General features: G+C 68.5%; 23 protein-coding genes, 1 tRNA gene and 1 pseudogene. 10 read left to right on the forward strand and 15 right to left on the reverse strand.

Annotated features, from left to right (window positions below):
- The 3 genes and pseudogenes from V6M45_RS13085 to pnp form a co-directional block, all read left to right on the forward strand.
- Positions 1-288, forward strand: a pseudogene (locus tag V6M45_RS13085) (tRNA pseudouridine(55) synthase TruB); the annotation flags it as partial.
- Positions 289-299: 11 nt separating this feature from the next.
- Positions 300-569 carry a 30S ribosomal protein S15 gene (rpsO, locus tag V6M45_RS13090; RefSeq protein WP_298744151.1) on the forward strand — a complete coding sequence of 90 codons (270 nt, stop codon included), beginning with the start codon at positions 300-302 and terminating at the stop codon, positions 567-569.
- A gap of 248 nt (positions 570-817) precedes the next feature.
- On the forward strand, positions 818-3,046 hold the full coding sequence (gene pnp, locus V6M45_RS13095) for a polyribonucleotide nucleotidyltransferase (RefSeq protein ID WP_332656977.1): 2,229 nt from the start codon (positions 818-820) through the stop codon (positions 3,044-3,046).
- A gap of 83 nt (positions 3,047-3,129) precedes the next feature.
- Here the strand turns inward: pnp and V6M45_RS13100 are convergent, their stop codons facing one another.
- Together V6M45_RS13100 and V6M45_RS13105 are read right to left on the reverse strand one after the other, a co-directional pair.
- The gene (locus V6M45_RS13100) at positions 3,130-3,684 is read right to left on the reverse strand and encodes an ActR/PrrA/RegA family redox response regulator transcription factor (protein WP_332656978.1); all 555 of its coding nucleotides are present in this window, start codon (positions 3,682-3,684) and stop codon (positions 3,130-3,132) included.
- Between the two features lie 70 nt (positions 3,685-3,754).
- Positions 3,755-5,272, reverse strand: a complete 1,518-nt coding sequence (locus V6M45_RS13105; protein WP_332656979.1) for an ActS/PrrB/RegB family redox-sensitive histidine kinase — start codon at positions 5,270-5,272, stop codon at positions 3,755-3,757.
- Positions 5,273-5,325: 53 nt separating this feature from the next.
- Between V6M45_RS13105 and V6M45_RS13110 the strand changes: the two genes are divergently transcribed.
- From V6M45_RS13110 to V6M45_RS13120, 3 genes are all read left to right on the forward strand, one after another.
- Positions 5,326-5,949 carry an SCO family protein gene (locus V6M45_RS13110; RefSeq protein WP_332656980.1) on the forward strand — a complete coding sequence of 208 codons (624 nt, stop codon included), beginning with the start codon at positions 5,326-5,328 and terminating at the stop codon, positions 5,947-5,949.
- 185 nt (positions 5,950-6,134) lie between these two features.
- Complete coding sequence (locus V6M45_RS13115) at positions 6,135-7,415, forward strand: polyhydroxyalkanoate depolymerase (RefSeq protein ID WP_332656981.1); 1,281 nt, start codon at positions 6,135-6,137, stop codon at positions 7,413-7,415.
- Positions 7,381-8,097, forward strand: coding sequence for a M48 family metallopeptidase (locus tag V6M45_RS13120; RefSeq protein ID WP_332656982.1), 717 nt, complete (start codon positions 7,381-7,383; stop codon positions 8,095-8,097). The genes V6M45_RS13115 and V6M45_RS13120 overlap by 35 nt, the downstream gene beginning before the upstream one ends.
- Positions 8,098-8,102: 5 nt before the next feature.
- Here the strand turns inward: V6M45_RS13120 and V6M45_RS13125 are convergent, their stop codons facing one another.
- Positions 8,103-10,223: a transglycosylase domain-containing protein gene (locus V6M45_RS13125; protein WP_332656983.1), complete on the reverse strand. Its 2,121-nt coding sequence runs from the start codon at positions 10,221-10,223 to the stop codon at positions 8,103-8,105.
- A 117-nt stretch (positions 10,224-10,340) separates the two neighbouring features.
- Positions 10,341-11,285, reverse strand: coding sequence for an alpha/beta fold hydrolase (locus V6M45_RS13130; protein WP_332656984.1), 945 nt, complete (start codon positions 11,283-11,285; stop codon positions 10,341-10,343).
- A gap of 123 nt (positions 11,286-11,408) precedes the next feature.
- On the opposite strand from V6M45_RS13130, the gene V6M45_RS13135 reads away from it, so the two are divergent.
- Both V6M45_RS13135 and V6M45_RS13140 read left to right on the forward strand, forming a co-directional pair.
- A complete protein-coding gene (locus V6M45_RS13135) occupies positions 11,409-12,527 on the forward strand; it encodes an aromatic ring-hydroxylating dioxygenase subunit alpha (protein WP_332656985.1) in 1,119 nt (372 codons plus the stop codon).
- A 120-nt stretch (positions 12,528-12,647) separates the two neighbouring features.
- Positions 12,648-13,010, forward strand: coding sequence for a hypothetical protein (locus V6M45_RS13140; protein WP_332656986.1), 363 nt, complete (start codon positions 12,648-12,650; stop codon positions 13,008-13,010).
- Between the two features lie 48 nt (positions 13,011-13,058).
- On the opposite strand, the gene V6M45_RS13145 is transcribed toward V6M45_RS13140, so the two are convergent.
- The 4 genes from V6M45_RS13145 to V6M45_RS13160 all read right to left on the reverse strand — a co-directional run bounded on the left by V6M45_RS13145 (position 13,059) and on the right by V6M45_RS13160 (position 17,024).
- Entirely contained in the window at positions 13,059-13,343 is a 285-nt protein-coding gene (locus V6M45_RS13145) for an Imm32 family immunity protein (protein ID WP_332656987.1), read from the reverse strand.
- Between the two features lie 109 nt (positions 13,344-13,452).
- Positions 13,453-14,001, reverse strand: coding sequence for a hypothetical protein (locus tag V6M45_RS13150; protein ID WP_332656988.1), 549 nt, complete (start codon positions 13,999-14,001; stop codon positions 13,453-13,455).
- A 306-nt stretch (positions 14,002-14,307) separates the two neighbouring features.
- Entirely contained in the window at positions 14,308-14,973 is a 666-nt protein-coding gene (locus tag V6M45_RS13155) for a TetR/AcrR family transcriptional regulator (protein ID WP_332656989.1), read from the reverse strand.
- Positions 14,974-15,185: 212 nt separating this feature from the next.
- Entirely contained in the window at positions 15,186-17,024 is a 1,839-nt protein-coding gene (locus tag V6M45_RS13160; protein WP_332656990.1) for a cation:proton antiporter domain-containing protein, read from the reverse strand.
- Between the two features lie 153 nt (positions 17,025-17,177).
- Between V6M45_RS13160 and V6M45_RS13165 the strand changes: the two genes are divergently transcribed.
- Positions 17,178-19,319 (forward strand): M13 family metallopeptidase, encoded by a 2,142-nt coding sequence (locus tag V6M45_RS13165; protein WP_332656991.1) that lies wholly within the window; start codon positions 17,178-17,180, stop codon positions 19,317-19,319.
- Positions 19,320-19,394: 75 nt separating this feature from the next.
- Here the strand turns inward: V6M45_RS13165 and V6M45_RS13170 are convergent, their stop codons facing one another.
- From V6M45_RS13170 to V6M45_RS13195, 6 genes are all read right to left on the reverse strand, one after another.
- Positions 19,395-19,745 (reverse strand): DUF3147 family protein, encoded by a 351-nt coding sequence (locus V6M45_RS13170; protein WP_332656992.1) that lies wholly within the window; start codon positions 19,743-19,745, stop codon positions 19,395-19,397.
- 226 nt (positions 19,746-19,971) lie between these two features.
- The gene (hisS, locus tag V6M45_RS13175) at positions 19,972-21,477 is read right to left on the reverse strand and encodes a histidine--tRNA ligase (RefSeq protein ID WP_332656993.1); all 1,506 of its coding nucleotides are present in this window, start codon (positions 21,475-21,477) and stop codon (positions 19,972-19,974) included.
- 88 nt (positions 21,478-21,565) lie between these two features.
- On the reverse strand, positions 21,566-22,855 hold the full coding sequence (locus V6M45_RS13180; RefSeq protein WP_332656994.1) for a DUF418 domain-containing protein: 1,290 nt from the start codon (positions 22,853-22,855) through the stop codon (positions 21,566-21,568).
- Positions 22,856-22,942: 87 nt separating this feature from the next.
- Positions 22,943-23,524, reverse strand: coding sequence for a phthalate transporter (locus tag V6M45_RS13185; RefSeq protein ID WP_332656995.1), 582 nt, complete (start codon positions 23,522-23,524; stop codon positions 22,943-22,945).
- A complete protein-coding gene (locus V6M45_RS13190) occupies positions 23,521-24,399 on the reverse strand; it encodes a 3-hydroxybutyryl-CoA dehydrogenase (RefSeq protein WP_332656997.1) in 879 nt (292 codons plus the stop codon). The genes V6M45_RS13185 and V6M45_RS13190 overlap by 4 nt, the downstream gene beginning before the upstream one ends.
- Positions 24,400-24,526: 127 nt before the next feature.
- Positions 24,527-24,832, reverse strand: coding sequence for a YggT family protein (locus V6M45_RS13195; RefSeq protein ID WP_332656998.1), 306 nt, complete (start codon positions 24,830-24,832; stop codon positions 24,527-24,529).
- A gap of 164 nt (positions 24,833-24,996) precedes the next feature.
- Between V6M45_RS13195 and V6M45_RS13200 the strand changes: the two genes are divergently transcribed.
- A tRNA-Ala gene (locus V6M45_RS13200) sits at positions 24,997-25,072 on the forward strand.
- A 13-nt stretch (positions 25,073-25,085) separates the two neighbouring features.
- On the opposite strand, the gene V6M45_RS13205 is transcribed toward V6M45_RS13200, so the two are convergent.
- Entirely contained in the window at positions 25,086-25,640 is a 555-nt protein-coding gene (locus V6M45_RS13205; RefSeq protein ID WP_332656999.1) for a lipocalin family protein, read from the reverse strand.
- Between the last annotated feature and the right edge of the window lie 130 nt (positions 25,641-25,770).

The raw sequence follows: 25,770 nt of genomic DNA on the forward strand, positions 1-25,770 counted from the left end.
CTGGATTTCCTGACCGATCTGGTGCATAGGGACGCCGCCTCGGAAGGCTTGCTTCCCGTCGCGACCGCCCTGGACGACATCCCGGAGCTGGCCGTGACGGATCAAGACGCCTTCTCGCTTCGGCAGGGACGGCCGATCGTTCTGCTCCCCAGACAGGTCGAAACGTTGAAGAGCCGCCTTCGGGAGGGCTCCAGAACCGTTTCAGCCTTTCAGGGCCAGACCCTCGTCGCTCTCGGTCAGTTGCGGGCCGGCCGGCTAGAACCCGACCGCGTTTTCAACCTCCTTTAGGAGCTCCCCCGATGTCGATTACTGCTGAACGCAAACACGAAGTCATCGCCGACAACGCCCGCACCGAGGGCGACACCGGTTCGGCCGAGGTCCAGGTCGCGATCCTTTCGGAACGCATCGCCAACCTCACCGAGCACTTCAAGACGCACAAGAAGGACAACCACTCGCGCCGCGGCCTGCTCAAGATGGTCTCGCAGCGTCGTCGCCTTCTTGACCACCTGTCGAAGGTCGATCGCGAGCGCTACACGGCGCTGATCACCAAGCTGAACCTGCGCCGCTAAGAGGCGCCGGGACGAGCGGAAGAGTTTTTCGAGGCGCGGGCCATGTCCGCGCCTCGTTCCGCATCCAGAACCAAACCGCGCGCCGCGGTATTATCCGGCGCAGACGCGAGGGCTGAAACCGGTCCTCACCACTCCCGGACGGTTCGCGATGGCGCGGCCGCCCATGGACCGAAGGACTGAACGCCCGACGCTCCACCCACTGATGGGACCCCGCGCGGAATCCGCCCGCGGGATACGAAAGACGAAACATGTTCGATATCAAACGCAAGACGATCGATTGGGCCGGCCGCCCGCTGACGCTGGAAACGGGCCGCATCGCCCGCCAGGCCGACGGCGCCGTTCTGGCCACCTACGGCGAGACCGTCGTCCTCGCCACCGTCGTCTACGGTCGCGCGCCGAAGCCGGGCCTGGATTTCTTCCCGCTGACCGTCAACTACCAGGAAAAAACCTTCGCCGCCGGCAAGATCCCGGGCGGCTATTTCAAGCGTGAAGGCCGTCCCACCGAGAAGGAGACCCTGGTCTCCCGCCTGATCGACCGCCCGATCCGCCCGCTGTTCGTCAAGGGCTTCAAGAACGAGACCCAGGTCGTCGTCACCGTCCTCCAGCACGACATGGAGAACGATCCGGACGTGCTGGGCATGATCGCCGCCTCGGCCGCCCTGACCATCTCGGGCGTGCCCTTCATGGGCCCGATCGGCTCGGCCCGCGTCGGCTACATCGACGGCGAGCTGGTGCTCAACCCGACCCTCGACCAGATGCCCGACAGCCAGCTCGACCTCGTCGTCGCCGGCACCCAGGACGCCCTGATGATGGTCGAATCCGAAGCCAAGGAGCTGTCGGAAGAGATCATGCTGAACGCCCTGATGTTCGCGCATCGCGGCATGCAGCCGGTGATCGACGCGATCATCGACCTGGCCGAACACGCCGCCAAGGAGCCGTTCGACTTCCAGGCTGACGACGTCTCGGACATCGTCGCCTCGATCCAGTCGCTGGTCGGCGAGGACATCAAGGCCGCCTACACCCACGTTGGCAAGTACGATCGTCGCTCGGGCGTGGACATGGCCAAGAAGAAGGCCGCCGAGAAGCTGGTAAAGACCGACGAGAACCCGGACGGCGTCGACGCCTCCAAATTCTCCACCGCCTTCAAGGAATGCGAAGCCCACGTCCTGCGTCGCGACATCATCGACAACGGCCACCGCGTCGATGGCCGCGCCCTCGACAAGGTCCGTGACATTGTCTCGGAAGTCGGCATCTTCCCGCGCACCCACGGCTCGGCCCTGTTCACCCGCGGTGAAACCCAGGCCATCGTCGTCGCCACCCTCGGCACCGGCGAGGACGAGCAGTACGTCGACGCCCTGAGCGGGACGTACAAGGAGAAGTTCCTCCTGCACTACAACTTCCCGCCCTATTCGGTCGGCGAGACCGGTCGGATGGGCGGCGCGGGCCGTCGGGAAATCGGTCACGGCAAGCTGGCCTGGCGGGCGATCCGTCCGATGCTGCCGTCGTCGGAAGAATTCCCCTACACCATCCGTCTGGTGTCCGAGATCACCGAGTCCAACGGCTCCTCGTCGATGGCCACGGTCTGCGGCTCGTCGCTCGCCCTGATGGACGCCGGCGTGCCGCTGAAGCGTCCGGTCTCCGGCATCGCCATGGGCCTGATCCTCGAGCCCTCGGGCGAGTTCGCCATCCTGTCCGACATCCTCGGTGACGAGGATCACCTCGGCGACATGGACTTCAAGGTGGCCGGCACGCGCGAAGGCATCACCAGCCTGCAGATGGACATCAAGGTCGCCGGCATCACCGAAGAGATCATGCGCAAGGCCATCGCCCAGGCTTCGGCCGGCCGCCTGCACATCCTCGACGAGATGGACAAGGCCATCGATGGCGCCCGCACCGAGCTGGGCGAGTTCGCGCCCAAGATCGAGCAGATCAAGGTTCCGACCGACAAGATCCGCGACATCATCGGCACCGGCGGCAAGATCATCCGCGAGATCGTCGAAAAGACCGGCGCCAAGATCAATATCGAGGACGACGGCACGGTGAAGATCGCCGCCTCCGAGCAGGAGAAGATCGACGCCGCCAAGGCCTGGATCTCGTCGATCGTGTCCGAGCCCGAGCCCGGCATGATCTACACAGGCAAGGTCGTGAAGGTCGTCGACTTCGGCGCCTTCGTGAACTTCTTCGGCGCCAAGGACGGTCTCGTCCACGTGTCGCAGATCAGCATGGAGCGCGTCGCCAACCCCGCCGACGTCCTGACCGAAGGTCAGGAAGTGAAGGTGAAGTTCCTGGGCATGGACGACCGCGGCAAGACCAAGCTGTCGATGAAGGTCGTCGATCAGGAAACCGGCGAGGACCTGACCGACAAGATCAACGCCGAGCGCGCCGAGCGCGGCGAGCCCCCGATGTCGGAAGACACCGGCGGCCGTCCGAAGCGTGAAGGCGGCGGCGACCGTGATCGCGGTCGTAGCCGTCGCTAACCGGCGACGTCAGCGCTGAACGAAAGAAGGCCCCGGTGGAAACGCCGGGGCCTTTTTCATGGTCGCTGCCTGCCGCCCTGTTCTTACCGCGGCGCCCGCTTGGCCAAAATCCGCTGCAGCGTCCGCCGGTGCATGCCCAGCCGCCGCGCCGTCTCCGAGACATTGTGGTCGCACAGCTCATAGACCCGCTGGATATGTTCCCAGCGCACCCGGTCGGCGCTCATCGGGTTTTCGGGCGGCTCGGGGGCCTCGCCGGTCATCAGCAGGGCCTTGACCACGTCATCGGCGTCGGCCGGCTTCTGCAGATAGTCGACCGCCCCGGCCTTCACCGCCGCCACGGCGGTGGCGATGGCGCCATAGCCGGTCAGCATGACGATGCGGGAATCCTCGCGCCGCTCGCGGATGGCCTCGACCACCTTCAGGCCGTTGCCGTCCTCAAGCCGCATATCCAGCACGGCGAAGGCGGGGACGGAGGTGCGCAGCGCCTCGCGGGCTTCGGCGACCGAGCCGGCCGTGACGACCTCGAAGCCCCGGCTCTCCAGAGCCCGGCCCAGACGGGTCCGCAAGGCGTTGTCGTCGTCGAGCAGCAGCAGGGTCTTGTCCGCCAGGGCGGCGATCCGGTCTTCGCTCTCGGGCATCGATGTTCTCCTTGCGGCTGAAGTCGGTAACGGCGGGGCTGCGGTCAAGGTTCAGCGCGGGGGTGCGACATCACGACGGCGCCGCTTCAAGGGCCGGCCGGGACCAGCGCACGGCGACGCGCGCTCCCCGGGGCTGGGTTTTCTGGGGTTGTCCCTTCTGCGCCGTCGGGGCCGGGTCGCCCGGACCCACCATGACCCGGCCTCCGGTCCGCTCCAGCAGGGTGCGGGCGATGAAGAATCCCAGGCCCATGCCGCCCTGGCTGGGGGCGATGGCTTCGGGCTCGGGCACGACCTTTCGACCGCTGGCGCCCTTGCGGCCCTTGCGGCCGGGCGCGGCGGCGGCGACAGAGGCGGCGATCTGGGCGGCCAGCGCCCGGCGCGCCTTGCCCTGCGGCCGGCTGGTGACATAGGGCTCGCCCAGTCGCGGCAGAATGTCGGGCGGGAAGCCGGGGCCGTCGTCGACGACCTCGATCTCGATGAAGCCGGCGTCGACCAGGGCCTGCACCCGCACCCGGCTGGTGGCGAAGTCGGCGGCGTTCTCGATCAGGGTGGACAGACCGTGCACCACCTCGGGCAGGCGGCGCACGCGCGGCGCGGCTTCGCCCGACGCGGTCCGCACCTTGACCTCGAAGGCCAGGTCGAAGCCCCGGTGCGGCTCCACCACCTCTTCAAGCAGGGCCTTGAGCCCGACCTCGGCGAAGGCGGCGTCGCCTTCCTCCGGCTGCTGCGACAGCTGTTTGAGAATATCCCGGCAGCGTTCGGCCTGCTGCAGGATCAGGGCCGCGTCCTCGGCCGCCGGCCCGTCCTTCGCCGAGGCCCGCAGCAGTTCGCGCGCGACGACCTGGATGGTCGCCAGCGGCGTGCCCAGTTCATGCGCCGCCGCCGCCGCCAGCCCGCCCAGCGCCGCCAGCCGCTGCTCGCGCTGCAGCACGTCCTGTGTCGTGGCGAGGGCCAGCTCCAGCTTCTCGGCGTCCGCCGCCACGCGCCACGCATAGGCGGCGGTGAAGACCACGCCGGTGATCAGCGCCAGCCCGGTGCCGAAGCGATACAGCGGCGGCAGCTCCAGTTCGGTCCCCGCCTGCCACGGCAGCGGCATCGAGAAGAAGAACAGGCCGACCGTGGCCAGCAGCACCATCAGCCCCATCAGCGCCGCCTGACGGCCCGGCAGCGAGGCCGCCGCCACCGTCACCGGCGCCACCAGCAGCAGGCAGAAGGGGTTCTGCAGCCCGCCGGTCAAGGCCAGCAGGACCGACAGCTGCAGGATGTCGAAGCCGAGGTGCGCCGCGGTCATCGACCCGTCCGGCAGCGAGCCGTCGCTTCGCCTCAGCCGGGCGGTGGCGTTCAGGTTCATCGCCACGCTGGCGGCGATGGCGGCCAGACAGCCCCATAGCGGCAGGTCGAAATGGAACCAGGCGGTGGCGACGAAGATGGTGGCGCTCTGCCCGGCGATGGCCAGCCAGCGCAGGATCACGAGGGTCCGGAGCGACAGGCCCCGACTGCGGCGCGGCAGGTTGCGCCAGCCGCTGAAGCGACGGCCGCCATCCGGGGCGTCGAACTGCGGCGATGGGGGCTCTTGGGTCGGGCTCACACGTCTTCTATAGACCAGCCGCGCCCGCATGGCGCGTCTTGCCGGGGGCCGTTATGCCGCGTCGTTCCATCCTGCTTTTCGCCGCCGCCTGCGCCGTCATCGCCGCGGCCCTGATCGTGACCACCCTGGTGCTGGTCAGCCGCCCGTCCGGCGCCCCGCGCGCGGGCGAGGTGATAACGAGCGGGCAGGCCGACGTCGGCGGCCCGTTCCAGCTGGTCGATCACGATGGCCGGCCGGTCGACCAGTCGATGCTGGAAGGCAAATGGTCGCTGGTCTTCTTCGGCTTCACCTACTGCCCCGACTTCTGCCCGACCACCCTGGCCGCCCTCGACGCCACCAAACAGCGGCTGGGCGACAAGGCGAAGGACCTGCAGATCGTCTTCATCAGCATCGACCCCGAGCGCGACACGCCGCAGGCCCTGAAGGACTACCTGTCCTCAGACGGCTTCCCCGAGGGCGTCATCGGCCTGACCGGCACGCCGGCACAGGTGAAGGCCGCCGCTGACGCCTACAAGGCCTACTACCAGAAGGTTGGAGAGGGCGAGGGCTACACCATGAACCACTCCCTGACCGTCTATCTGATGGGTCCGGACGGCAAGTTCCGCACAGCGGTGGCCGAGGAGCTGGGGCCCGACCGCTCGGCCGAGGTGATCGAGCGGGCGATGGCGCGGGGCTGACCGGCCGCGTCGTGTCGACAAGGCGGAGCCTTGTTACCGCGGCCCGACGACCCGCTGCGTCGGGTCGACAGGGCGGAGACCTGTGACCGCGGCCCACTACAATGTGATCGCCGATAATCTTTTTGCAGTGCGGCGCGTTCTATGCTGCCCTGCCATATACCGGCGGGGGCCGTCTCAGGACACGCATGCTTTATTCGCTTCACGAGCTCGCCTACCATTCGGCGACGCCGTTCCGGATCGGGGCCCAGATGGCCCGCCAGTTCTGGAGTTCTCCGTTCAATCCGGCGGCTGACACCGCCCTTGCGCGCACCGCCTGGGCCTCGGCCGAGCTGTTCGAGAGCGTCACGCGCCGCTACGGCAAGCCGGCCTGGGGGCTGGAGGTCGTCACCATCGCAGACCGGCCGGTCCGCACCACGGAACAGGTGGTCTGGTCCTCGCCCTGGTGCCGGCTGGTGCGCTTCGCCCGCCACATCGGCGATCTCAAGCGGGCCGGAAAGCCGACCTCGGCGCCGGCGGTGCTGATCGTCGCCCCGCTGTCCGGCCACTACGCCACCCTGCTGCGCGGCACGGTGGAGGGCTTCCTGCAGGACCACGACGTCTATGTCACCGACTGGGTCAACGCCCGGCAGGTTCCGATGCTGGAGGGGCGGTTCGACTTCTTCGACTACATCGACCACGTGCGGACCATGCTGGGCGTGATCGGGCCGCGGGCTCATGTGGTCGGCGTCTGCCAGCCGGGACCGCCGGTGCTGGCCGCCTGCGCCCTGATGGCGGAGGACGAGGACCCCAACCGGCCCGCCTCCATGACCTTCATGGGCTCGCCGATCGATGCGCGGCTGTCGCCGACGGTGACCAATGAACTGGCCGAGCAGAAGCCGTTCGCCTGGTTCAAATCGAACATGATCCACACCGTGCCATGGCCCTATCCGGGCTTCGGGCGGCGGGTCTATCCGGGCTTCGTCCAGCTCTACAGCTTCATGTCGATGAACGAGGAGCGGCACCGCGACGCGCACCACGAGTATTTCCAGCACCTCGTCAACGGCGATGGCGACGGGGTGGAGAAGCACGAGGAGTTCTACAACGAGTACCTCTCGGTGCTGGACCTGACCGAGGAATTCTACCTCCAGACCATCGACATCGTGTTCCAGCAGCACCTGCTGCCGCGCGGCCTGCTGGAGCATCGCGGGCGCAAGGTCGACGTGACGAAGATCACCGACATCGGCCTGATGACGGTCGAGGGGGGTAAGGACGACATCTCCGGCGTCGGCCAGACCCAGGCGGCGCATGGCCTGTGTTCCAGCCTGACCGACGAGCGGCGCACCCTGTACGTCCACCCCGAGGTGGGCCATTACGGGGTCTTCAACGGTCGCCGCTTCCGCGATGACATCTATCCGCGGGTGCGCGACTTCATCGCCAGCAACGAGGCGCTCTGTGCAGTACCGGAACGGCCAGCGGCTGCCGCCTGACGCCGTCGGCGTTCCGGCCCGGCTGTCGGTCAATCCGCGCGCCCGGCGGCTGTCGATCCGCATCGACGGCCGCGCGGGAGAGGCCGTGCTGGTCGCCCCGTCCGAACGCGGCCTCGCCCAGGCCGTCGCCTTCGCCCGCACCAAGGCCGGCTGGATGCGTCAGCGGCTGGCCGAGCGGCCGGAGGGATCGCCGCTCGAACCCGGCGCGGCGATTCCCCTGTTCGGCCGGGACACCCGGCTGGTCGCGACCGGCGGCGCGGGCGCGGCGCGCCTGATCGATGCGCCCGACGGCCCGGTTATCCAGTCCGGCGGCGAGGGCGAGGCCTTCTCGCGTCGGGTCGAGAACCTCATCAAACGTCTGGCGCGGCAGGTGCTGGTCGAGCGGACCGAGCATCATCTGCGCACCCTGGGCCAGCGGCCGGTGAAGGTCTCGATCGCCGACACCAGGAGCCGCTGGGGCTCCTGCAGCCCGCACAACCGCTCGATCCGCTACAGCTGGCGCGTGATCATGGCCCCGCCCGCCGTGGCCGACTATCTGGCCGCCCACGAGGTCGCGCATCTGGTTCACGCCGACCACAGCCCGGCCTATTGGGCGGTGGTTCAGACGCTGGTCGGAGACCACCGGCCGTTCCGCAAATGGCTGCGTGAGAACGGCCCCGCCCTGCACGCGGTGGGGCGGTAGGGTCCTCAGAAGAACAGCGGATCGGCCTTCTTCTCGGGCGGCGGGGCCGGGTCGGGTTGCGGGGCCGGGTCGCGCTGGGGCTGCGGCTGGGTCGGACGCAGGACCGGCGGCTCGTTGCGGCCGGGGGTGGCCGGGCGTTGCGCCGGCGGCTCCATCAGGCCCTCGTCCAGCGGCTCGGCGGACGGGTCCGCCGGCGGATTGTCGCCGAACAGGTCGCCGATCTGGCCGATCAGGTTCTCGACCGGGCTGGGCGGTTGCCAGCCCTCGGGCATGGCCGGTCCGTCGGGGATCGGCGGCGCGTTCAGGCGGGGCAGGGCCGCCTCCATGAAACCGCGCCAGATGGCGGCCGGGGACGAACCGCCGGTGACGCCGCGCATCGGGGTGTTGTCGTCCTTGCCCACCCAGACCGCCGTGACGAAGCCGCCGGTGTAGCCGACGAACCAGGCGTCCTTGTAGTCCGAGGTGGTGCCGGTCTTGCCCGCCGTGTCGCGTCCGGCGATGGCCGCCGAGCGCCCGGTGCCCGAGGTCATGACCCCGCGCAACATCTGGTTCTGGTAATAGAGGAAGGGGTTCGAGATGGCCTGAACCGAGCCCGGCTCGCGGCTGGCGCGCTGGTAGATGACCCGGCCCTGCGGGGTACGGATGCGGCTGATGCCATAGGCCCGGACGCGCTTGCCGCCGTTGGCGAAGGCGTCATAGGCCTGGGCCATGTCCAGCGGCGAGACCTCGACGGCGCCCAGAGCCATGGCCGGCTCCAGCCCGATGCGCGAGGTGATGCCGAGGCGGCGCGCGGTGCGGGCGACGTTGTCGCGGCCGATCTGATCGGCCAGACCCGCCGCCACCGTATTGGTCGACTGGGCCACAGCATTGGCGAGGGTCATCTCGCCGGCGAAGGAGCCGGAATAGTTGCGCGGCGACCAGTTGCCGATGCGGATCGGGGCGTCATTGACCAGGGTCTGGGGCGTGTAGCCGCTCTCCAGCGCGGTCAGATAGACGAAGGGCTTCCACGCCGAGCCGGCCTGGCGGCGCGCGTCCACCGCCCGGTTGAACTGGCTGTCGGCATAGGAAGCCCCGCCAATCATGGCGCGCACCCGGCCCTCGCCATCCAGCGCCACCAGCGCCGCCTGCTGCACGCCCCTGGAGCGGTCGCGCTCGAGGATGCGGCGCACCGCCCGCTCGGCCGAAGTCTGCAGGGTCAGGTCCAGCGTCGTCTCGACGATCATGTCCTCGGTCGGTTCGCCCACCAGCTCCCGGATCTGCTTGTCCAGCCAGTCCACGAAATACTGCGCATGCTGGCTGGCCAGGGTGCGCGACACCCGCACCGGCTCGGTCACGGCTTGGGCGCGCTGTTCCGGCGTGATCACGCCGGCGTCGACCATCTCGTTCAGCACCACGGTGGCCCGGGTCGCCGCCCGCTCGCTCTCCGACACCGGCGAATAGCGCGACGGAGCCTTCAGCAGGCCGGCCAGCAAGGCCGCCTCGCCGACCGTCAGATCCTTGGCGCCCTTGTCGAAATAGCGCTGCGAGGCGGCTTCGATGCCGTAGGCGCCGGCGCCGAAATAGACCCGGTTCAGATAGAGGGCGAGAATCTCCTCCTTGGAGAATTTCATCTCCAGCCACACGGCCAGCATCAGCTCCTGGACCTTGCGCTTCATGTTCTGGTCCGGGCTCAGGAACAGGTTCTTGGCAAGCTGCTGGGTCAGGGTCGAGCCGCCCTGCACCACCCGGCCCGCGCGCATGTTGGCCGCGATGGCGCGGGTCATGCCTACGGGATCGAAGCCCGGGTGGTGATAGAAACGCCGGTCCTCGATGGCGATGAAGGCCGCCGGGACATAGTCGGGCAGGGCGTCCAGATCGGCCGGCGGGGCCATCTGGCTGCCGCGCACGGCGATCAGGGCCCCGTTGCGATCGAGGTAGGTGATCGAGGGCTGGCGATCGACATTGTACAGGGTCGAGGTGTCGGGCAGATCCCGCGCGAAGACGGCGAAGAAGACCACCAGGAAGATGAGGGCCCAGACGGCCAGCACCGATCCCCAGTAGATCAGCCGCTGCATGGTCGTGCGCGCCGGCTTCGGCTGCCCGCCGCCGCCGCCGCCCCGCCCGAAGCTGAAGCCGGAACCCGCCATCGAAACCTCATCCTGTCCGATCCGGTCTTAGCCGTTCGCCGGACACACGCAAACGCCCCTCACATCGTCACGCGACCGTGAGGGGCGTTTCCGCCGAAACCATGACCCTGGAGGGGCCTATTCTAAAAACGCGTTCACCTCGGCGGCGAAGATCGCGGGCTGGTCCAGCATGATGAAGTGGGCGCTGTCGTCGATCCGCTTGAGGGTGGCGCCCGGCAGGGTCGCGAACGAGCCGCGGTAGATGCCGTCCACCATCTCCTCCGTCATTCTCGGGTCGTTGAACTTCACATAGAGGACCGTGGTCGGGGCGGTGATGCGGGCCAGTTCGGCCCGCAGGTCGGTGACGATCAATTCCCGGAAGGCGGCGGCGGAAACCTTCTGGTCGCTGTTCCGGCTGTCCTCGAGGGGACCGGCGCGCAGGGCTTCGGTGTTGATCATCCCTACGATCTGGGCATCGGCCTGGGCCTGGTATTGATCGCGGGGCGAGTTGGCCATGCCCTGGTGGATCATGTCGGCCACAGGGGCGACGCTCTCGGCCGTCGGGGTCGTGCCCGGCTGGGCGAACATCGCGCCCATGAACGGCACCATGTCGACGACCATCAACTTGCCGACGCTGTCCGGGTGACGCGCGGCCAGCATCATGCCGATGGTCCCGCCCATCGAATGGCCGATCACCGCCGGCCTCTCAAGGCCCTGTTCGCGGATATAACGGGCGATGTCCTCGGCCACGGGGGCGGAGACGGGCCCCTCGGCATTGTCCTTGGGGGCCGCGCCGGCGAAGCCCTGGATGTGGATGCGATGGACGCGATAGCGGCCCTTCAGCTCCTCCGTCAGCGCGTCCCAGACCTCGGGCGAGGACGACAGGCCGGGGATCAGGATGACGTCTCCGACCGGGCTTTCAGGTCCATCGACGCGGACGTGGAACCGCCCCGACTCGAAATCGGCGTGCGTGTGCCCGTGGGCGGCGGGGGCGACCGGAGCGTGAGCGCCGTGGCTGTCCTGGGCCAGGACCGGGCTCGCCAGGGCGGCGGCGGCGAGCAGGGTCATTAGGGCGGTCTTCATTGGCGCGGTCTCTCCGTGAGCGTCCCGGTCGGATACGTCACTCGCTTTGCATTGTAAAGTGCTTTTCAGCATCGACGTTCGAGCGTCTGGCGGCGACCCGGGCGTCCGGCCTAGAATAGCGCCATGACCTCCGAGACCCTACCCGTTGACGCCCCCGCCGCAAGCCGCGCGGCGCCCTCCGCCGCCTTCGGCAAGGGCTTCGTACTCGACGCCTGGTATTTCGTCGCCCTGTCCCGCGACGTGAGGCCGGCCTCGCTGGAACGGCACGAGCTTCTGGGCGAGCCGGTGCTGGTCGGTCGCACCCGGGCCGGTCAGGTCTACGCCATGCGCGACATCTGCCCGCACCGCGCCGCCCCGCTGTCGGCCGGACGGCTGGTCGAGAAGCCCGGCGAGGGCGAGACCATCGAGTGCTGCTACCACGGCTGGCGCTTTCGACCCGACGGGGTCTGCGCCGCCATTCCCTCGCTGGTCGAGGCCCAGGACTATGAGCCGGAGCGCATCCGCGTCCGGTCCTATCCGGTGCGCGAGAGCCAGGGCATGGTCTTCGTCTGGATCGCCTCGGACCCGCGCAACCCGGCCGAGCCCGACCATGAGCCGCCGGTGTTTCCCGGCGTGGTCGGGGGCGAGGCCAAACTGGTCGAATCGATGGATTTCGACGCCCACATCGACCACGCCGTCGTCGGCCTGATGGACCCCGCCCACGGGCCCTATGTGCATCAGCAGTGGTGGTGGCGCTCAGAGCATTCGATGCACGAGAAGGCCAAGGCCTTCGAGCCGCGCGAGCTTGGCTTCGCCATGGTCCGCCACGCGCCGTCGTCGAACAGCCGGGCCTACAAGATCCTCGGCGGAGCTCCGGCCACCGAGATCACCTTCCGCCTGCCCGGCTACCGCTGGGAGCATATCCAGGTCGGCGAGCGGCAGGTGCTGGCCCTGACCTGTCTGACGCCGCGGTCGGAGACCCGGACCACGATCACCCAGATCTTCTGGTCCGACCACTGGGTGTTCGCCATCGCCAAACCCTTCCTGAGGCTGGGCGTGGTCGCCTTCCTGAAGCAGGACGGCGGCATGGTGAACCTGCAGAACGAGGGCCTGCGCTACGACCCCGCCCTGATCTGGATCGACGACGCCGACAAACAGGCGAAATGGTACCAGCAGCTGAAGCGGGAATGGGGGAAGAGCCGGGCCGAGGGGCGGGCGTTCCAGAACCCGGTCAAGGCCGCGACGCTAAGGTGGAAGAGCTGAGGCGGAGGGCTGCGGGCTCCCAGGCCACAAGCGGCGGTCTCAAGTGTCCGCCAAGGGTGGGGAGCGGACATTGCCTCGGCGCATACGCAGTGCCACGGTTGCCCCATGAGGAAGCACATCTTGGCCGTCAGAGTCTTGGCGATTGCTGTCTCGATATCGGTGGCCGCGCCTGCACTTGCAGATGAGCAGACACCACCCTGCCCCGTCCTTTGGGGGGAGCCCGGCAGGCCGCTGGTCTCGACGGCGGAAACCGCGAAGGCCATCTTCATCGCGGTCGAAGCGGATTTCTTTCCCGCTGCCGACCCTGAGCAATACCCGGAGGTCGTGGCCGAAGACGAAGGTGAGTGGTGGTCGGTGTTCCGCCACAGACCGCCAGAACCGCAGCCGGACGGCACCGTCATCGCCACCTTCGGCGGTGGTCAACTGTCATTGAAGATCGCCAAGTGCGACGCCAGAATCACTGAGGTGTGGTTCACCCGCTGACGACCGCTGAGGGTCGCGAGCAGACGCCCGCGTAAAGGTGGGAAGCGATCATAGCCGACTGATGATCACAGAGACGCTTCCGGCCTTCGCAAAGGCCACCTCATCAATGTGCTCGTGATAGCCTTCATGTTTCGCCATCGCCGTGCGGAGCGCGTAGGCGGCCAGCAGCAACAGACCATCCGTGTTCCCGGCCAACTCGACAGCGTTCTCGTGATGCCGGGTCGCGACAAACTCTGGAAACTGCTCTGGCTGGGTCCGGCGATCCACGAGTGCCCAGAGCGCGTCGTAGATTTCCGATACCGCCTTTTGGTCCTCCGGCGTAGCTGCTGGCATAGTCCACTCCCATCCGCGCGAGCGTAGCTTTAGCAGACGTTCCGACTGTCTGAGATGGGGCGCGAGCGGTCGGGGCCTAAGGGTGGAGAGCAGGCGTTGAGATAACCATCTACGCGATAGCGGGCCCATCAGCTGCAATGGTGCCGCGCATTGTCCTCAGACGACGCCGCATCGCCCACGCACCAATCATCCAGTAAACCATTAGCAGGAAAGTCCCGACGACCCTGTGAGCCGCAACTTTGGGCGTCCGATCCTCGGATGCCACCAAGGCAGCAGAAGCGAGCCATAGAGAGACGAAATAGAGGGCGGCGAGCGCGACCGTGACCACGGCAAAGACTCGCTCCGTCGTTCCCCCGTCCAATACGTTGCTGCTCAAGGCCAGGATTGGAACGCAGACGACCCCGACCTCAGCGACCCAGAACACCCAGTCACGGCTCGTGCCGACCGGACCGATCATTGCAAGCGCGGACCTCGATCCCCGGTAAATGCCGTGCGCCCATCCCAGTGGCAGCAGGAGAACCCAGACGGTCATGAATGCCATCGCGACCATCGCACCAATGTCCGCGCTCATCGTGAAGACCGGCGCGATGAGAGCGATGAGTCCGAGCAAGACGAACCAGATCGGGTGAATGAAAGCGAACTTCGTCGGAAAGGTCATGTCGGGGAGCATCCGTGAGACCGCCAAGGTCCGCAATGGGTCGGGAGCGGCCATTAGCTGCCATCTGAAAACAGGACCTACCCGCCCCCTCCCGTCATCCTCGGACTTGATCCGAGGATCAGACTGTCCGGTGCTCCATCGAGCCCTGCACGGTCGCGCTCGCCGGGCGTCACCGCCGCACAGTCCGCCTCCCGCCTCTGATCCTCGGATCAAGTCCGAGGATGACGGCGGGGTGTGTTGGAAGGCGCGCAAGAAAAAGGCCGCGACAGGCGACGTCGCGGCCTTTCACATGTCTCCGGGTCGTTCCTACTGCCGCGAGATCGCGCCGGCGAGGATCACGTCGACCTGCTGGGCCATGCGTTCGGTCAGCTGGGTGGTCGACCAGCCATCGTAGGCGGCGCGGCGGTAGTTGGACAGGAAGGCGTCATAGATCAGCTCGGACAGCAGCCGGACGTCGGCGTCCTGGCGCAGTTCGCCCTCGCGCACGCCGGCCTGCAGGGTGTCGGTGACGACGCTGAGCAGCGGCTTGATGGCGTCGCGGGTGCGCATCTCGGCGGCGACGGGCTGGAACCACGAGCGCGCGATCACCGCCTGGACCAGCGGCAGCTGCTCCAGCGAGCCGTGGTAGCCGGCGCCGAGCGCGGACAGCAGACGGTCGCGGGTCGAACCCTCGGCCGCGGCGGCCGTCTTCATCGTATCCGTCAGCCGCACCAGGTCCGTCGCCAGCACGGCCTCGAACAGCTCGGCCTTGTCCTGGAAATTGGCGAACACGGCGCCGGTGGACATGCCCGCGCCCTTGGCGATGTCGCGGATGGTGGCCGGCTCGTAGCCCCGCTCGGCGAACAGCTGACGGGCGGCGTCCAGAACCTTCTGGCGCGTGCGGACCTTGGCCGCCTGACGCCGGTTCAGGCGGGGAGCCTCGGCTTCGGACTGGGATTCGGAGGGGGAGGGGGACAGGGCGATATCTCGCATAAAACGGGTACTCGACTAAACGGCGGCTCTACGCCCGCCATCGAAAACTGACCGCCGAAGCGATGGGGAGGAAGCGGAACGCGATGCCATGCGCCCGCCGAAGGTCATCGTCTGACGACGGGGGCAATCATCACGCAACGATGACCAAAATGGGGTGCGGAGATTAATGAGGCGATGACCGCCGGGGTTAACGCCGCGACATCTTGACCGGGTCAGGGACGGACCGCGGACCTCAGGGCGCGCGCCTTGCGCGGCCGTTCGACGCTGTCGGGCATGGCGTCCTGGAACAGGGTTCGGAACCGGTCCCGGCGTTCGTGAATGGAGGCCAGCACCAGCCCCATCGGCACGCCCAGATCGACGAGGGTGTTCTCGGCCAGCTGCAGCGCCGCCTCGGTCGTCTCCGGCACGGCGTCGGTGACCCCAAGCTGGTACAGCCGCACCGCGTGACGTTCGTCGCGGGCGCGGGCGATCAGGATCAGGTCCGGCCGCAGCTGCCGCGCCGTCCGGACCGCCTCGTCCACCTGGGCCGGCGCATCCATGGTCACAATCACCGCCCGCGCCGTATCGATCCCGCAAAGCCTCATCATCTCGGGGCGCGCGGCGTCGCCATAGAAGACGTTGGCGCCTTCGGCCCGGCCCTTGGCCACGGTCGAGGGGTTGGAATCGACCGCCAGATAGCTTTGGCCGTGCTCGGTCAGCATCTCGCCGACCAGCCGCCCGACCCGGCCGAAGCCGACGATCAGGACCTGGTTTTCCGCCCCGACCGGCTCCATCGCCTCGGCGGGGAGGTCCGGCGCCGCCGCCGGCTTGCGGGTCAGGCGGTCGGCGATCAGCGCCATCAGGGGGATGGTGAAGATGCTGATCGTCGCCGCCAGCATCACGGTGCGGGTGAAGTCCGGCGAGGCGATGCCCTCGACCATCCCGGCCCCGAGGATGACGAAGGCGAACTCGCCGGCCGGGCCCAGCACCAGCGCTGTCTCGATGGCGGTGCGGTTCTTGACGCCCCACAGCCGCGCCGTCCCATAGATCAGGCCCGCTTTCAGCAGGGTCAGGGCGAGCGCCAGTCCGAACACACCCGCCGGATCGGCGGCCACGGCGTCCAGATCGAGGCTGATGCCGACGCCGACGAAGAACACCCCCAGCAACAGGCCCTTGAACGGCTCGATCGACAGTTCGACCTCGCGCCGGAACTCGGTTTCCGCCAGCAGCAGGCCGGCGACCAGGGCGCCCAGACTCATCGACAGTCCCGCCGCCTGGGCCGCCAGGCCGGCGCCGACGACGACCAGCAGGCTGGCGGCGACGAACATCTCCTGCCCCTGGCCGCGCGCCTTGGCCTTGGCCACGGAGCGGAACATCGGCCGCAGCACCAGCCGTCCCAGCCCCACGATCATGGCCAGGCCGACCGCCGCGGGGACCAGGGTCAGCAGCGCCGGACGCAGGACCGAAGGGTCGAACTCGCCGGCCGGGGTGGCGCCGGCCAGGGCTGTGGCGGCCATGACCGTCACCGTGATCAGGATCGGGGCCACCGCAAGGTCTTGCGCCAGCAGGATGGAGAAGGTGGTCCGCCCCGCCGCACCACCCAGCCGGCCGCGCTCGGCCATCACCGGCATCACCACCGCCGTCGAGGACAGGGCAAAGCCCATGCCCAGCACCGCCGCCGACACCAGGGTCTGGCCCATGAACATGAACAGGGCCGCCAGGGCCACGGTGCAGACGGCCACCTGGGTCAGGCCGAGGCCGAACACCAGCCGGCGCATCGACTTGAGCCGCTCCCACGACAGCTCGAGGCCGATCATGAACAGCAGGAAGGCGACGCCCAGCTCGGACAGGGAGCGGATCTGGCCGGCGTCCGAGATGGTCAGCCAGGACAACCAGGGGGCGGTGTCGGCCAGGCGGGCCAGCCCGTCAGGACCCAGCAGCACGCCGGCCGCGAGGAAGCCGAGGATGGGACTGATCTTCAGCCGGTTGAACAGCGGGACCATCACGCCCGCGGCAGCCAGAAAGACCACCAGATCCTTGTATTCGCCGCCCGCGCCGCCGTGACCCGTCATTCGCCCTCCGCACGGTTCAGCCTACAGGCTGAAACGCCGTCCTGTCCGGGTTTCCGTCGCTTCATGACAAAAAATTCAGGCGACATGCCCCTTCCCGCGCGTAGGGTCGCCGCCGACCTTCCGGAAAGCGAAGACAAGTCGAGGGAAACCCACATGAAGAAGCTGCTCATCGGCGCCGCCGTCGGCGCCCTGCTCCTGCCCGCTGCGCCCGCGCTGGCCCAGCATTTCTCGGACGATGGCCACGACCACGCCTGCGTCGACGAGTCCTGCACGGTGTTCGAACTGTTCCAGACCCCGGCGGAGGGCGCGACGGTCCTCGGCTACCAGGGCATCGAGACCCCGAAATATGGGACCTGGGGCTTCAACCTGGCCGGCCGCGACACCTCCGTGTCCCCCGGCGAGAGCTTCTTCCGCTACGCCAACGGCGCCGCCTTCGACGCCCTGCAGATTCCGTCGGACCGCACCAGCTACGGCTCCTTCAACCTGCTGCGGGAACTGTCCGACAACCGCGTCAAGGTGATGATCGACGCCCTCGCCGCCCGCACCGACCTGACCCCGGGCTCTGACGAGCAGAAGATCGCCGACGCCTACCGGTCCTACATGGACGAGGCCCGCATCGAGGCGCTCGACGCCCAGCCGCTGCAGCCCTACCTCGCCGCCATCCGCGCCGCCGACACCCACGACAAGGCCGCCGTCTACATGGGCGAGACCCAGGGCCGCATCGGCGGCTCGATCTTCGGCACCGGCATCACGACCGACCAGAAGGCCCCGACCCGCTACGTCGTCTCGACCGGCCAGTCGGGCCTCGGCCTGCCCAACCGCGACTACTATCTGGAAGAGCGCTGGGCCGAGAAGAAGGCCCTGTACCGGGCCTATGTCGAGCGCATGCTGGAGATGATCGGCTGGGAGAATCCGGCCGCCAACGCCGACGCCATCCTCGCCTTCGAGACCCGCATCGCGGAGGCGCACTGGACCCCGGTCGAGAACCGCAACCGCGACGAGACCTATAACGAATACACCATCGCCCAGCTGGCCGCCGAGGCTCCGGGCTTCCCGTGGCAGGACTACTACTCGGCCGTGGGCGTGGGCGACGTCCCGCGCCTGATCGTCCGTCAGGACACCGCCATGCCGAAGATCGCGGCCATCTACGCCGAGACCCCGATCGAGGTGATCCAGGCCTGGCAGGCCTTCCACACCACCGACGACGGCGCCTCGCGCCTGTCGCGCCGCTTCGCCGACGCCCAGTGGGAGTTCCGTTCGCGCGACCTGAACGGTCAGCCGATGCAGCGCCCCCGCGACAAACGCGGCATCAGCTTCGCCGAGGGCATGCTGGGCGAGGCCGTCGGCCGTCAGTATGTGGCCGAATACTTCCCGGCCGAATCGAAGGCCAAGATGGAGGACCTGGTCGCCAATCTGCGCATCGCCCTCGGCAACCGCATCAACACCTATGACTGGATGAGCGACGCGACCAAGGCCGCGGCCCAGGACAAGCTGGCCAAGTTCACGGTCAAGATCGGCTATCCCAACAAATGGCGCGACTATTCGGCCCTGGAAGTCCGCCCGGATGACCTGTTCGGCAATGCCGAGCGCGCTGGCCTGTTCCAGTGGAACTACCAGCTGGCCCGCCTGAACGAGCCCGTCGACAAGGACGAGTGGGGCATGACCCCGCAGACGGTCAACGCCTATTACAACTCGACCAACAACGAGATCGTCTTCCCGGCCGCGATCCTGCAGCCGCCGTTCTTCGATCCGGACGCGGACCCGGCCGTCAACTACGGCGGCATCGGCGGCGTCATCGGGCACGAGATCGGCCACGGCTTCGACGACCAGGGCTCCAAGTCGGACGGCGACGGCGTGCTGCGCAGCTGGTGGACCCCCGAGGACCGGGCCAATTTCGAGGCCCTGACCGCCCGTCTCGGCGCCCAGTACAACGAGTACGAGCCGATCCCGGGCTTCAAGGTCAACGGGGCCCTGACCATGGGCGAGAACATCGGCGACGCCGCCGGCACGGCGGTGGGCCTCGAGGCCTATCACCTGTCGCTGAACGGTCAGCCGGCCCCGGTCCTGGACGGCACGACGGGCGATCAGCGCTTCTTCTACGGCTGGGCCCAGGTCTGGCAGTCGAAATATCGCGACGACGCCCTGCGCAACCAGATCGCCACCGATCCGCACAGCCCCGCCGAGTTCCGGGTCATCGGCCCGGTGCGCAACGTCGACGCCTGGTACGAGGCTTTCGACGTCCAGCCGGGCTCGAAATACTACCTCGCGCCGGAAGACCGCGTCCGCATCTGGTAGGCGCGCGGTTCAGTCGAACTGGAACGGGCCGGGGCGGCGACGCTCCGGCCCTTTTCCTTGGTCGCGGCCTTGCGGTCAGAGCGTCAGCCCGACCCTCGGCGCGGCCCAGACCATCGCCAGATAGAGAACCACCGTCAGGGCGCAGCCCGCGGCCAGGGCCGGATAAAAGGCCACGCCCCGCTTCAGCAGCAACGGGATCAGCAGGAACATCGGCAGCGACGGCAGCACGTACCAGAAGGTCGCGCCGGCATGCGCCGCCATGCGCTCCGGGTCTGACGTGTCGCGCCACAGCCAGATCATGCCGAGGACCGACACCAGCGGCAGCGAGGCGACCAGGGCGGCGAACCCCGGACTGCGTTTGGCGATCTCGGACACCAGGGCGATGATGACCCCGGACAGCAGGGCCTTCACAACGAGATAGACCATGGGGCGCCTCCCTTCAGGGCACGAAAAAGCCCGCCGCGGGGGATACGTCGCGGCGGGCTTCTTTCGCTCTCTACGGAGCGGACGTTTCCTCCCCGAAACGCCTCCGAAAGGCCGCCGCGTCGGAACGCTGCGGCTTTCGAGTGGGCCGAGAATGACGGCATTCCCGTAGCCAAGTCAATGAAGTCGCAGCCGAAACGGCGAGTTTTCATTCCTTATCAATGATAACTCACGCATCCGTGTGCGGACGATCGGCAATGCGGCGCACCGTCTCGACCAGGTCGCCGCGCGGGATGGTCATCTGGCCGGGCCGCTCCGATTTCCAGGCCTCGTTATCCGTGATGCCGGCGGCCAGGGCGCGGCCCGCGTCGAGGTCCTTCACGGTGGCCTGACCGGCCGCAATCTCGTCTCCGCCGAGGATCACCGCCGCGGGCGCGCCGCGCCGGTCGGCGTACTTCATCTGCGCCTTCATCCCCGCCCGGCCCAGATAGAGCTCGGCCGCGATCCCGGCGTTGCGCAGCTCCGAGACGGCGTCGAGGTAGTGCTGCATGTCCGCCTCGGAAAAGACGATCACCACCACCGGTCCGCGCACCGCGTCGGCGGCCCCGCGGCCCGCCGCGCGCAGGGCCGAGGCCAGCCGCGAGACCCCGAACGAGAAGCCGGTCGCCGGCAGCCGCTCGCCGGTGAACCGCGCCACCAGGTCGTCATAGCGTCCGCCGCCGCCGATCGAGCCGAACCGCACCGGCCGGCCCTTGTCGTCGGTGGTCTCCAGCAGCAGCTCGGCCTCGAATACGGCTCCGGTGTAGTATTCCAGCCCGCGCACGATGGTCGGGTCGAACCGCACCGCCGCCTGGCCGACCTTCATCGCGCCCAGCGCCCGGTCGATCGCGGCCAATTCGGCCAGCGCCGCCTCGCCCGCGGCGCCGATCTCGCCCGACCGCGCCACGGCCTCCAGGGTTTCCGCGCGCGAGGCCTGGCCGTCCCCGGCGGAGGCGAGGAAACCCTCGATGGCGCCGATCACCGGCGAGGGCAGGCGCGCGCCCCTGGTGTAGTCGCCGGATTCGTCCAGCCGTCCCTCGCCCAGCAGGGCGGCCACGCCTTCCCAGCCCAGCCGGTCGTATTTGTCGATGGCGCGCAGGGCGGTCAGCTTCTGCCCCGCGTCGTCGACCCCGCCGGCCTCGAACAGGCCGTCAAACAGCTTGCGGTTCGAGACCCGGATCACCGCCTGGTCGGGGGCCAGCCCGGCGGCCTGCAGGCCCTCGCAGGCCATGGCGATGATCTCGGCGTCGGCCTCGGGCCGGTCCGATCCGACCGTGTCGGCATCGCACTGTACGAACTCGCGGAAGCGGCCGGGACCCGGCTTCTCATTGCGCCAGACCGGCCCGAAGGCGTAGCGGCGGAACGGCTTGGGCAGGGTCTCCCAGTTCTGGGCCGCGAACCGGGCCAGCGGCGCGGTCAGATCGTAGCGCAGGGCCATCCATTCGCCGTGTCCGTCGGCGTCGGGATCGTCCTGCAGGGCGAAGACGCCTTCGTTGGGACGGTCGGCGTCGGGCAGGAATTTGCCGAGGGCGTCCGCGTATTCGAAGGCGCCCGTGTCCAGCGGCTCGAAGCCCCAGCGCTCATAAACGGCGGACACCCGCGCCACCAGACGGCGTTCGGCGATCAGGTCGCGGCCGCGACGGTCGGCGAAGCCCCGCGGGCTGCGGGCTTCGGGGCGTGAGGAGGCGTCGGTCATGCCGGGCTTTTAGAGGGGTGAGGGGCGAGGGTCGAGGGGCGAGGACGGCCGCCGCGCGGTCCCACCCGTCGCGCGAGCCTTCCCCCGGTCAGATCGAGACCGGATCCCCCAGGGACGCCGAGGCGGGCTTCCGGATCGGCACCCGTCGGCCGTAGGTGAGGCAGCGCCAGACCCACTCCAGCGGCCCCATCTGGAACACCGACAGCCACAGCGGAGACCAGATCAGCTGGGCGATCCAGATGCCGCCGACCGCCATCCACAGCGGCCCCGGTCCCCAGGACGGCTCGCCGAACCAGTGGAAACCCCACGGCATGTAGAACAGGGTCGTCATGATCAGGGTCTGGGTCAGATAGTTGGTGAAGGCCATCCGCCCGACCGGCGCCAGCCGCGCCGTCAGGACCCTCAATCCGAAGCGGGTCATCAGGATCAGCAGGCTGACGTAGCCGAGGGTGATCAACCAGGCGAAGCTGCCGGCAACGCCCGCCAGACCCCCGGAGGCGTTCTCGACGCCGCGCGGCGCGCTGGCCTCGATCCAGTCGTACCAGCCCAGGGCCGCGAGATTGGCTCCGCCCAGGACCAGCACCAGCAGATAGACCCAGGTCGGCGACTTGCCGACGAGGAAGCCGGCCTTGAACAGGCCGAGGCCCAGCATCATCAGCCCCATGGTCACGGGAATCAGGCTGAGGCTGACGATCTGCAGAACCAGCCAGGCCTTCGCGTTCTCGATCTGCGCTCCGGGCCAGCCGGCCTGATAGGTCTGGATGAGCGCGGTCAGGCCCTCCTGGGTGAGGGCGAACGGATTGCCGCCCCCGCCGCCGCCCGACCCGCCGTCCAGCAGGCCCTGGGCCATCATGGCCGCGGCGGACAGCAGTCCGAAGAGCAGGTTCAGCCCGCCGCCGATCCAGATCAGCCGCTTCGCCGACCAGGACCGCATCAGCATCACGATCAGGCCGCAGTAGGCGTAGTGCAGCAGGATGTCGCCGAACCAGAAGGCCAGTCCGTGGATCAGGCCGAACACCGCGAGCCACAGCAGCCGGCGCGTCAGCAGCGGTCCGCGCGCGGCGTCGGACCGCTCTCCGCCGATCAGGAAGATCGACACGCCGAACAGCATCGAGAACAGCGAGCGGAACTTGTCCTGGAAGAAGACGTCGGTGACCCAGTGGCCGAGGATATTGGCGTGGTCATGCGGATAGGGCGGGACCAGATCGCCGCCGGCCTCCAGCGCGAAGGGCCAGGCGAAGGACATGGCGTTGACGGCGAGGATGCCGAGAATCGCCCAGCCGCGGAGCATGTCCAGGGTGAAGATGCGGTCCTTGGGCGCGACGGGCCCGAGCTTCGGCTGCGTTTGCGGCGTCGGCTGGATGTCGACAGCGGCCATGGCGTTTCCCCCCACTCAGGCGAGACGCAGCTTGGCCTCAAAGGTCCGGCTGTCCAACTGAATTTGCCGTAACGTGCGGCGGGCGGCTCAGTCCGGCTCGCGCTCGCCCATCAGGCCGAGGCGATCGCGCACTTCGGGCTGGGGCCGGAAGGCGATGAAGGCCGCGCACAGGCCCGCCCACAGGGCGTAGCTGACGCCGACCAGCACCGCGACCGAAAGGCCCCCGACGCCATAGATCAGCAGCGAGGTCTCGCTGCCCCCGACCGCCTCGCCGACATTGGACGCGTGCAGCCATTGCAGCAGCGACTGGACGACGGCGAACAGCGCACCGAGGCCCGCCGCCAGCAGGCCGCCATAGAACATGAAGCGCCAGATCACCCCCAGCCGGGTCGCCGGCCGCCCGCTCCACCGCCGCTCCTTGTCCAGCAGCCACAGGCCGCCGGGCACGGCCATCAGGCCGATGAACAGCACCACCAGACGCCAGTCGACCTCCAGCCCGGGAATCCAGTTCTTCGGCGGCCACAGCGGCAGGGTCAGGATCAGCGGCGGCCACAGGGCCCCGAGGATCGCGGCCAGCACGATGCGGTGGGGCTCGCGCCGCCATGTCACCCGGGTCTGGCCGGGAAAGTCCTCGGGCCGCTCAAGCGGCGGAAGCTTCGCGCGGATCATCGGGTCGGCGCCGGCGTCTCGCCGGAATAGTCGTAGAAGCCGCGCCCGGACTTGCGGCCCAGCCAACCGGCCTCGACGTATTTCACCAGCAGCGGGCAGGGGCGGTATTTGCTGTCGGCCAGGCCCTCGTAGAGGACGTTCATGATCGCCAGCACCACGTCCAGCCCCATGAAGTCCGCCAGCTCCAGCGGCCCCATCGGATGGTTGGCGCCCAGTTTCAGCGCCTTGTCGATCGAGGCGACGTTCCCGACCCCTTCGTACAGGGTGTAGATGGCCTCGTTGATCATCGGCACGAGGATGCGGTTGACGATGAAGGCGGGGAAGTCTTCGGCGTTGGTGGTGGTCTTGCCCAGGCTCTCGGCGAAGGCCACGGCGGTGTCGTAGGTCTCGGCCGAGGTGGCGATGCCGCGGATGATCTCCACCAGCTTCATGACCGGGGCCGGCTTCATGAAATGCAGGCCGATGAAGCGCTCCGGCCGATCGGTCGCGGAGGCCAGTCGGGTGATCGAGATGGACGATGTATTCGAGGCCAGCAGGGTGTTGGCGCCCAGATGCGGGACCAGTTCGGCGAGGATGGACTTCTTCACCGCCTCGTCCTCGACCGCCGCCTCGATGACGAGGTCGGCCTTCGCCGCCTCGGCCAGCGATTTCGCCGCGCGGATCCGCGCCACCGCGGCGTCGGCCTCGGTCTGGGCGGTCAGGCCCCGCGCCACCTGGCGGGCCAGGCTGGCGGCGATGGCGCCCTGGGCCTGGGGCACGCGCTCGGGCGCGGCGTCGTAGAGGAGGACGTCATAGCCGCCGGCGGCGACGGCCTGGGCGATGCCCGCGCCCATCTGGCCCGCGCCGACGATGGCGACTGATCGGATCGTGGTCATGAAGTCCGGTGTACTGGCGGGCGGCTGGCCCGATCGGAGCGGCACCCTAGACGGCCTGCCGGGCGGCGCAAGCGCCCGGCGTACGCCGCGCCCCTGTGCGGGTCCGGATGTCGCCCGCCGGTCACGCCTAGCCCAGCATCTGGATCAGGAAGGGGGCGCTCATCCGGTTGAACAGGATGCCGAGGAACTGCAGCGTCAGGATCGCCACGATCGGGGTGATGTCCAGCCCGCCCAACGGCGGGATGATCCGCCGGAACGGTCCGAGGATCGGCGCGGTCAGGGCGTCGAGGAACATCGACACCTGATTCACGAAGCGGTTGCGGTGGTTGATGACGTCGAAGGCGAACAGCCAGCTGAGGATGGCCGACAGTATGATCGCCCAGGTCATGAGCGACAGGATGGTGTTGACCAGCCAGACGATGGCGTAACCCATGGACGAGGTGCTCCCGCAATGCTGCGCCGCTTCTAGCGCGTCGGCCCGGCCAGTCCAAGGATTCGCGCGTTCGCCGCGACGATCGGCGCCGAACACCGTTGACACCACAGGGCCCTCGCTCGTATGTCGCGCCCTCGCCTGCACCCGATTTCCGGTGGGTCCGGGGGGCCGTAGCTCAGTTGGTAGAGCGCGTCGTTCGCAATGACGAGGTCAGGGGTTCGACTCCCCTCGGCTCCACCAGTCCCCGGTATGCTCAGCCCGCCGGCTGCAGGGTCGGCCGGATCAGGGACAGGTCGTAGCCCAGCTCCGCGGTCCGCCGCATCAGGGCGTCCCGCACCATTTGCGAGGGCTGCGGGTCCCGGGTCAGGATCCAGAGGTAGCGGCCCGACGGCTCGCCGACGATCGACCACGAATAGTCGTCCGCCCGGTCCAGCACCCAGTAGTCCCCGTAGAAGGGGCCGAAGAACGAGACCCTGAGTTTGGCGTCGCCGCTGCCCGGCGTGACCTTCGCCCGGCCCTCGATCGACTTCTCCTGCCCCGTCACGCCGCCCTGTCGGCAGGTGTTGAGCACGGTCACCAGGCCGTCGTCCCGCAGGGTGTATCGCGCGGTCACGCCCTCGCAGCCGCGCTCGAAGCCGTTTTCGTAGCGTGCGAGCTCATACCACAGCCCGGCGTAGCGCTGCAGATCGACCGGCTTGTCGGGTTGAGGGACGGCGGCGTTGCCCACGGGGCCGCGTTGAAGTGTCGCGCAGGCGGTCAGGGCGATGACCACGCCCGACATCAGGACGAGGGGCAGAGCGCGTTTCATCGGCATTCCGACCCAACGGCCACGTCGGACGGTCGTTCCCCGTCCCCCGGAAAGCTTCTGTTGCGTCGGCCACACTGGCCCACGAAACCTGACAACACGGTTCGTTCAGCTTGACGACGGGCCGGGATTG

The organism is Brevundimonas sp. (genome assembly GCF_036676055.1).
Lineage (GTDB): Bacteria > Pseudomonadota > Alphaproteobacteria > Caulobacterales > Caulobacteraceae > Brevundimonas.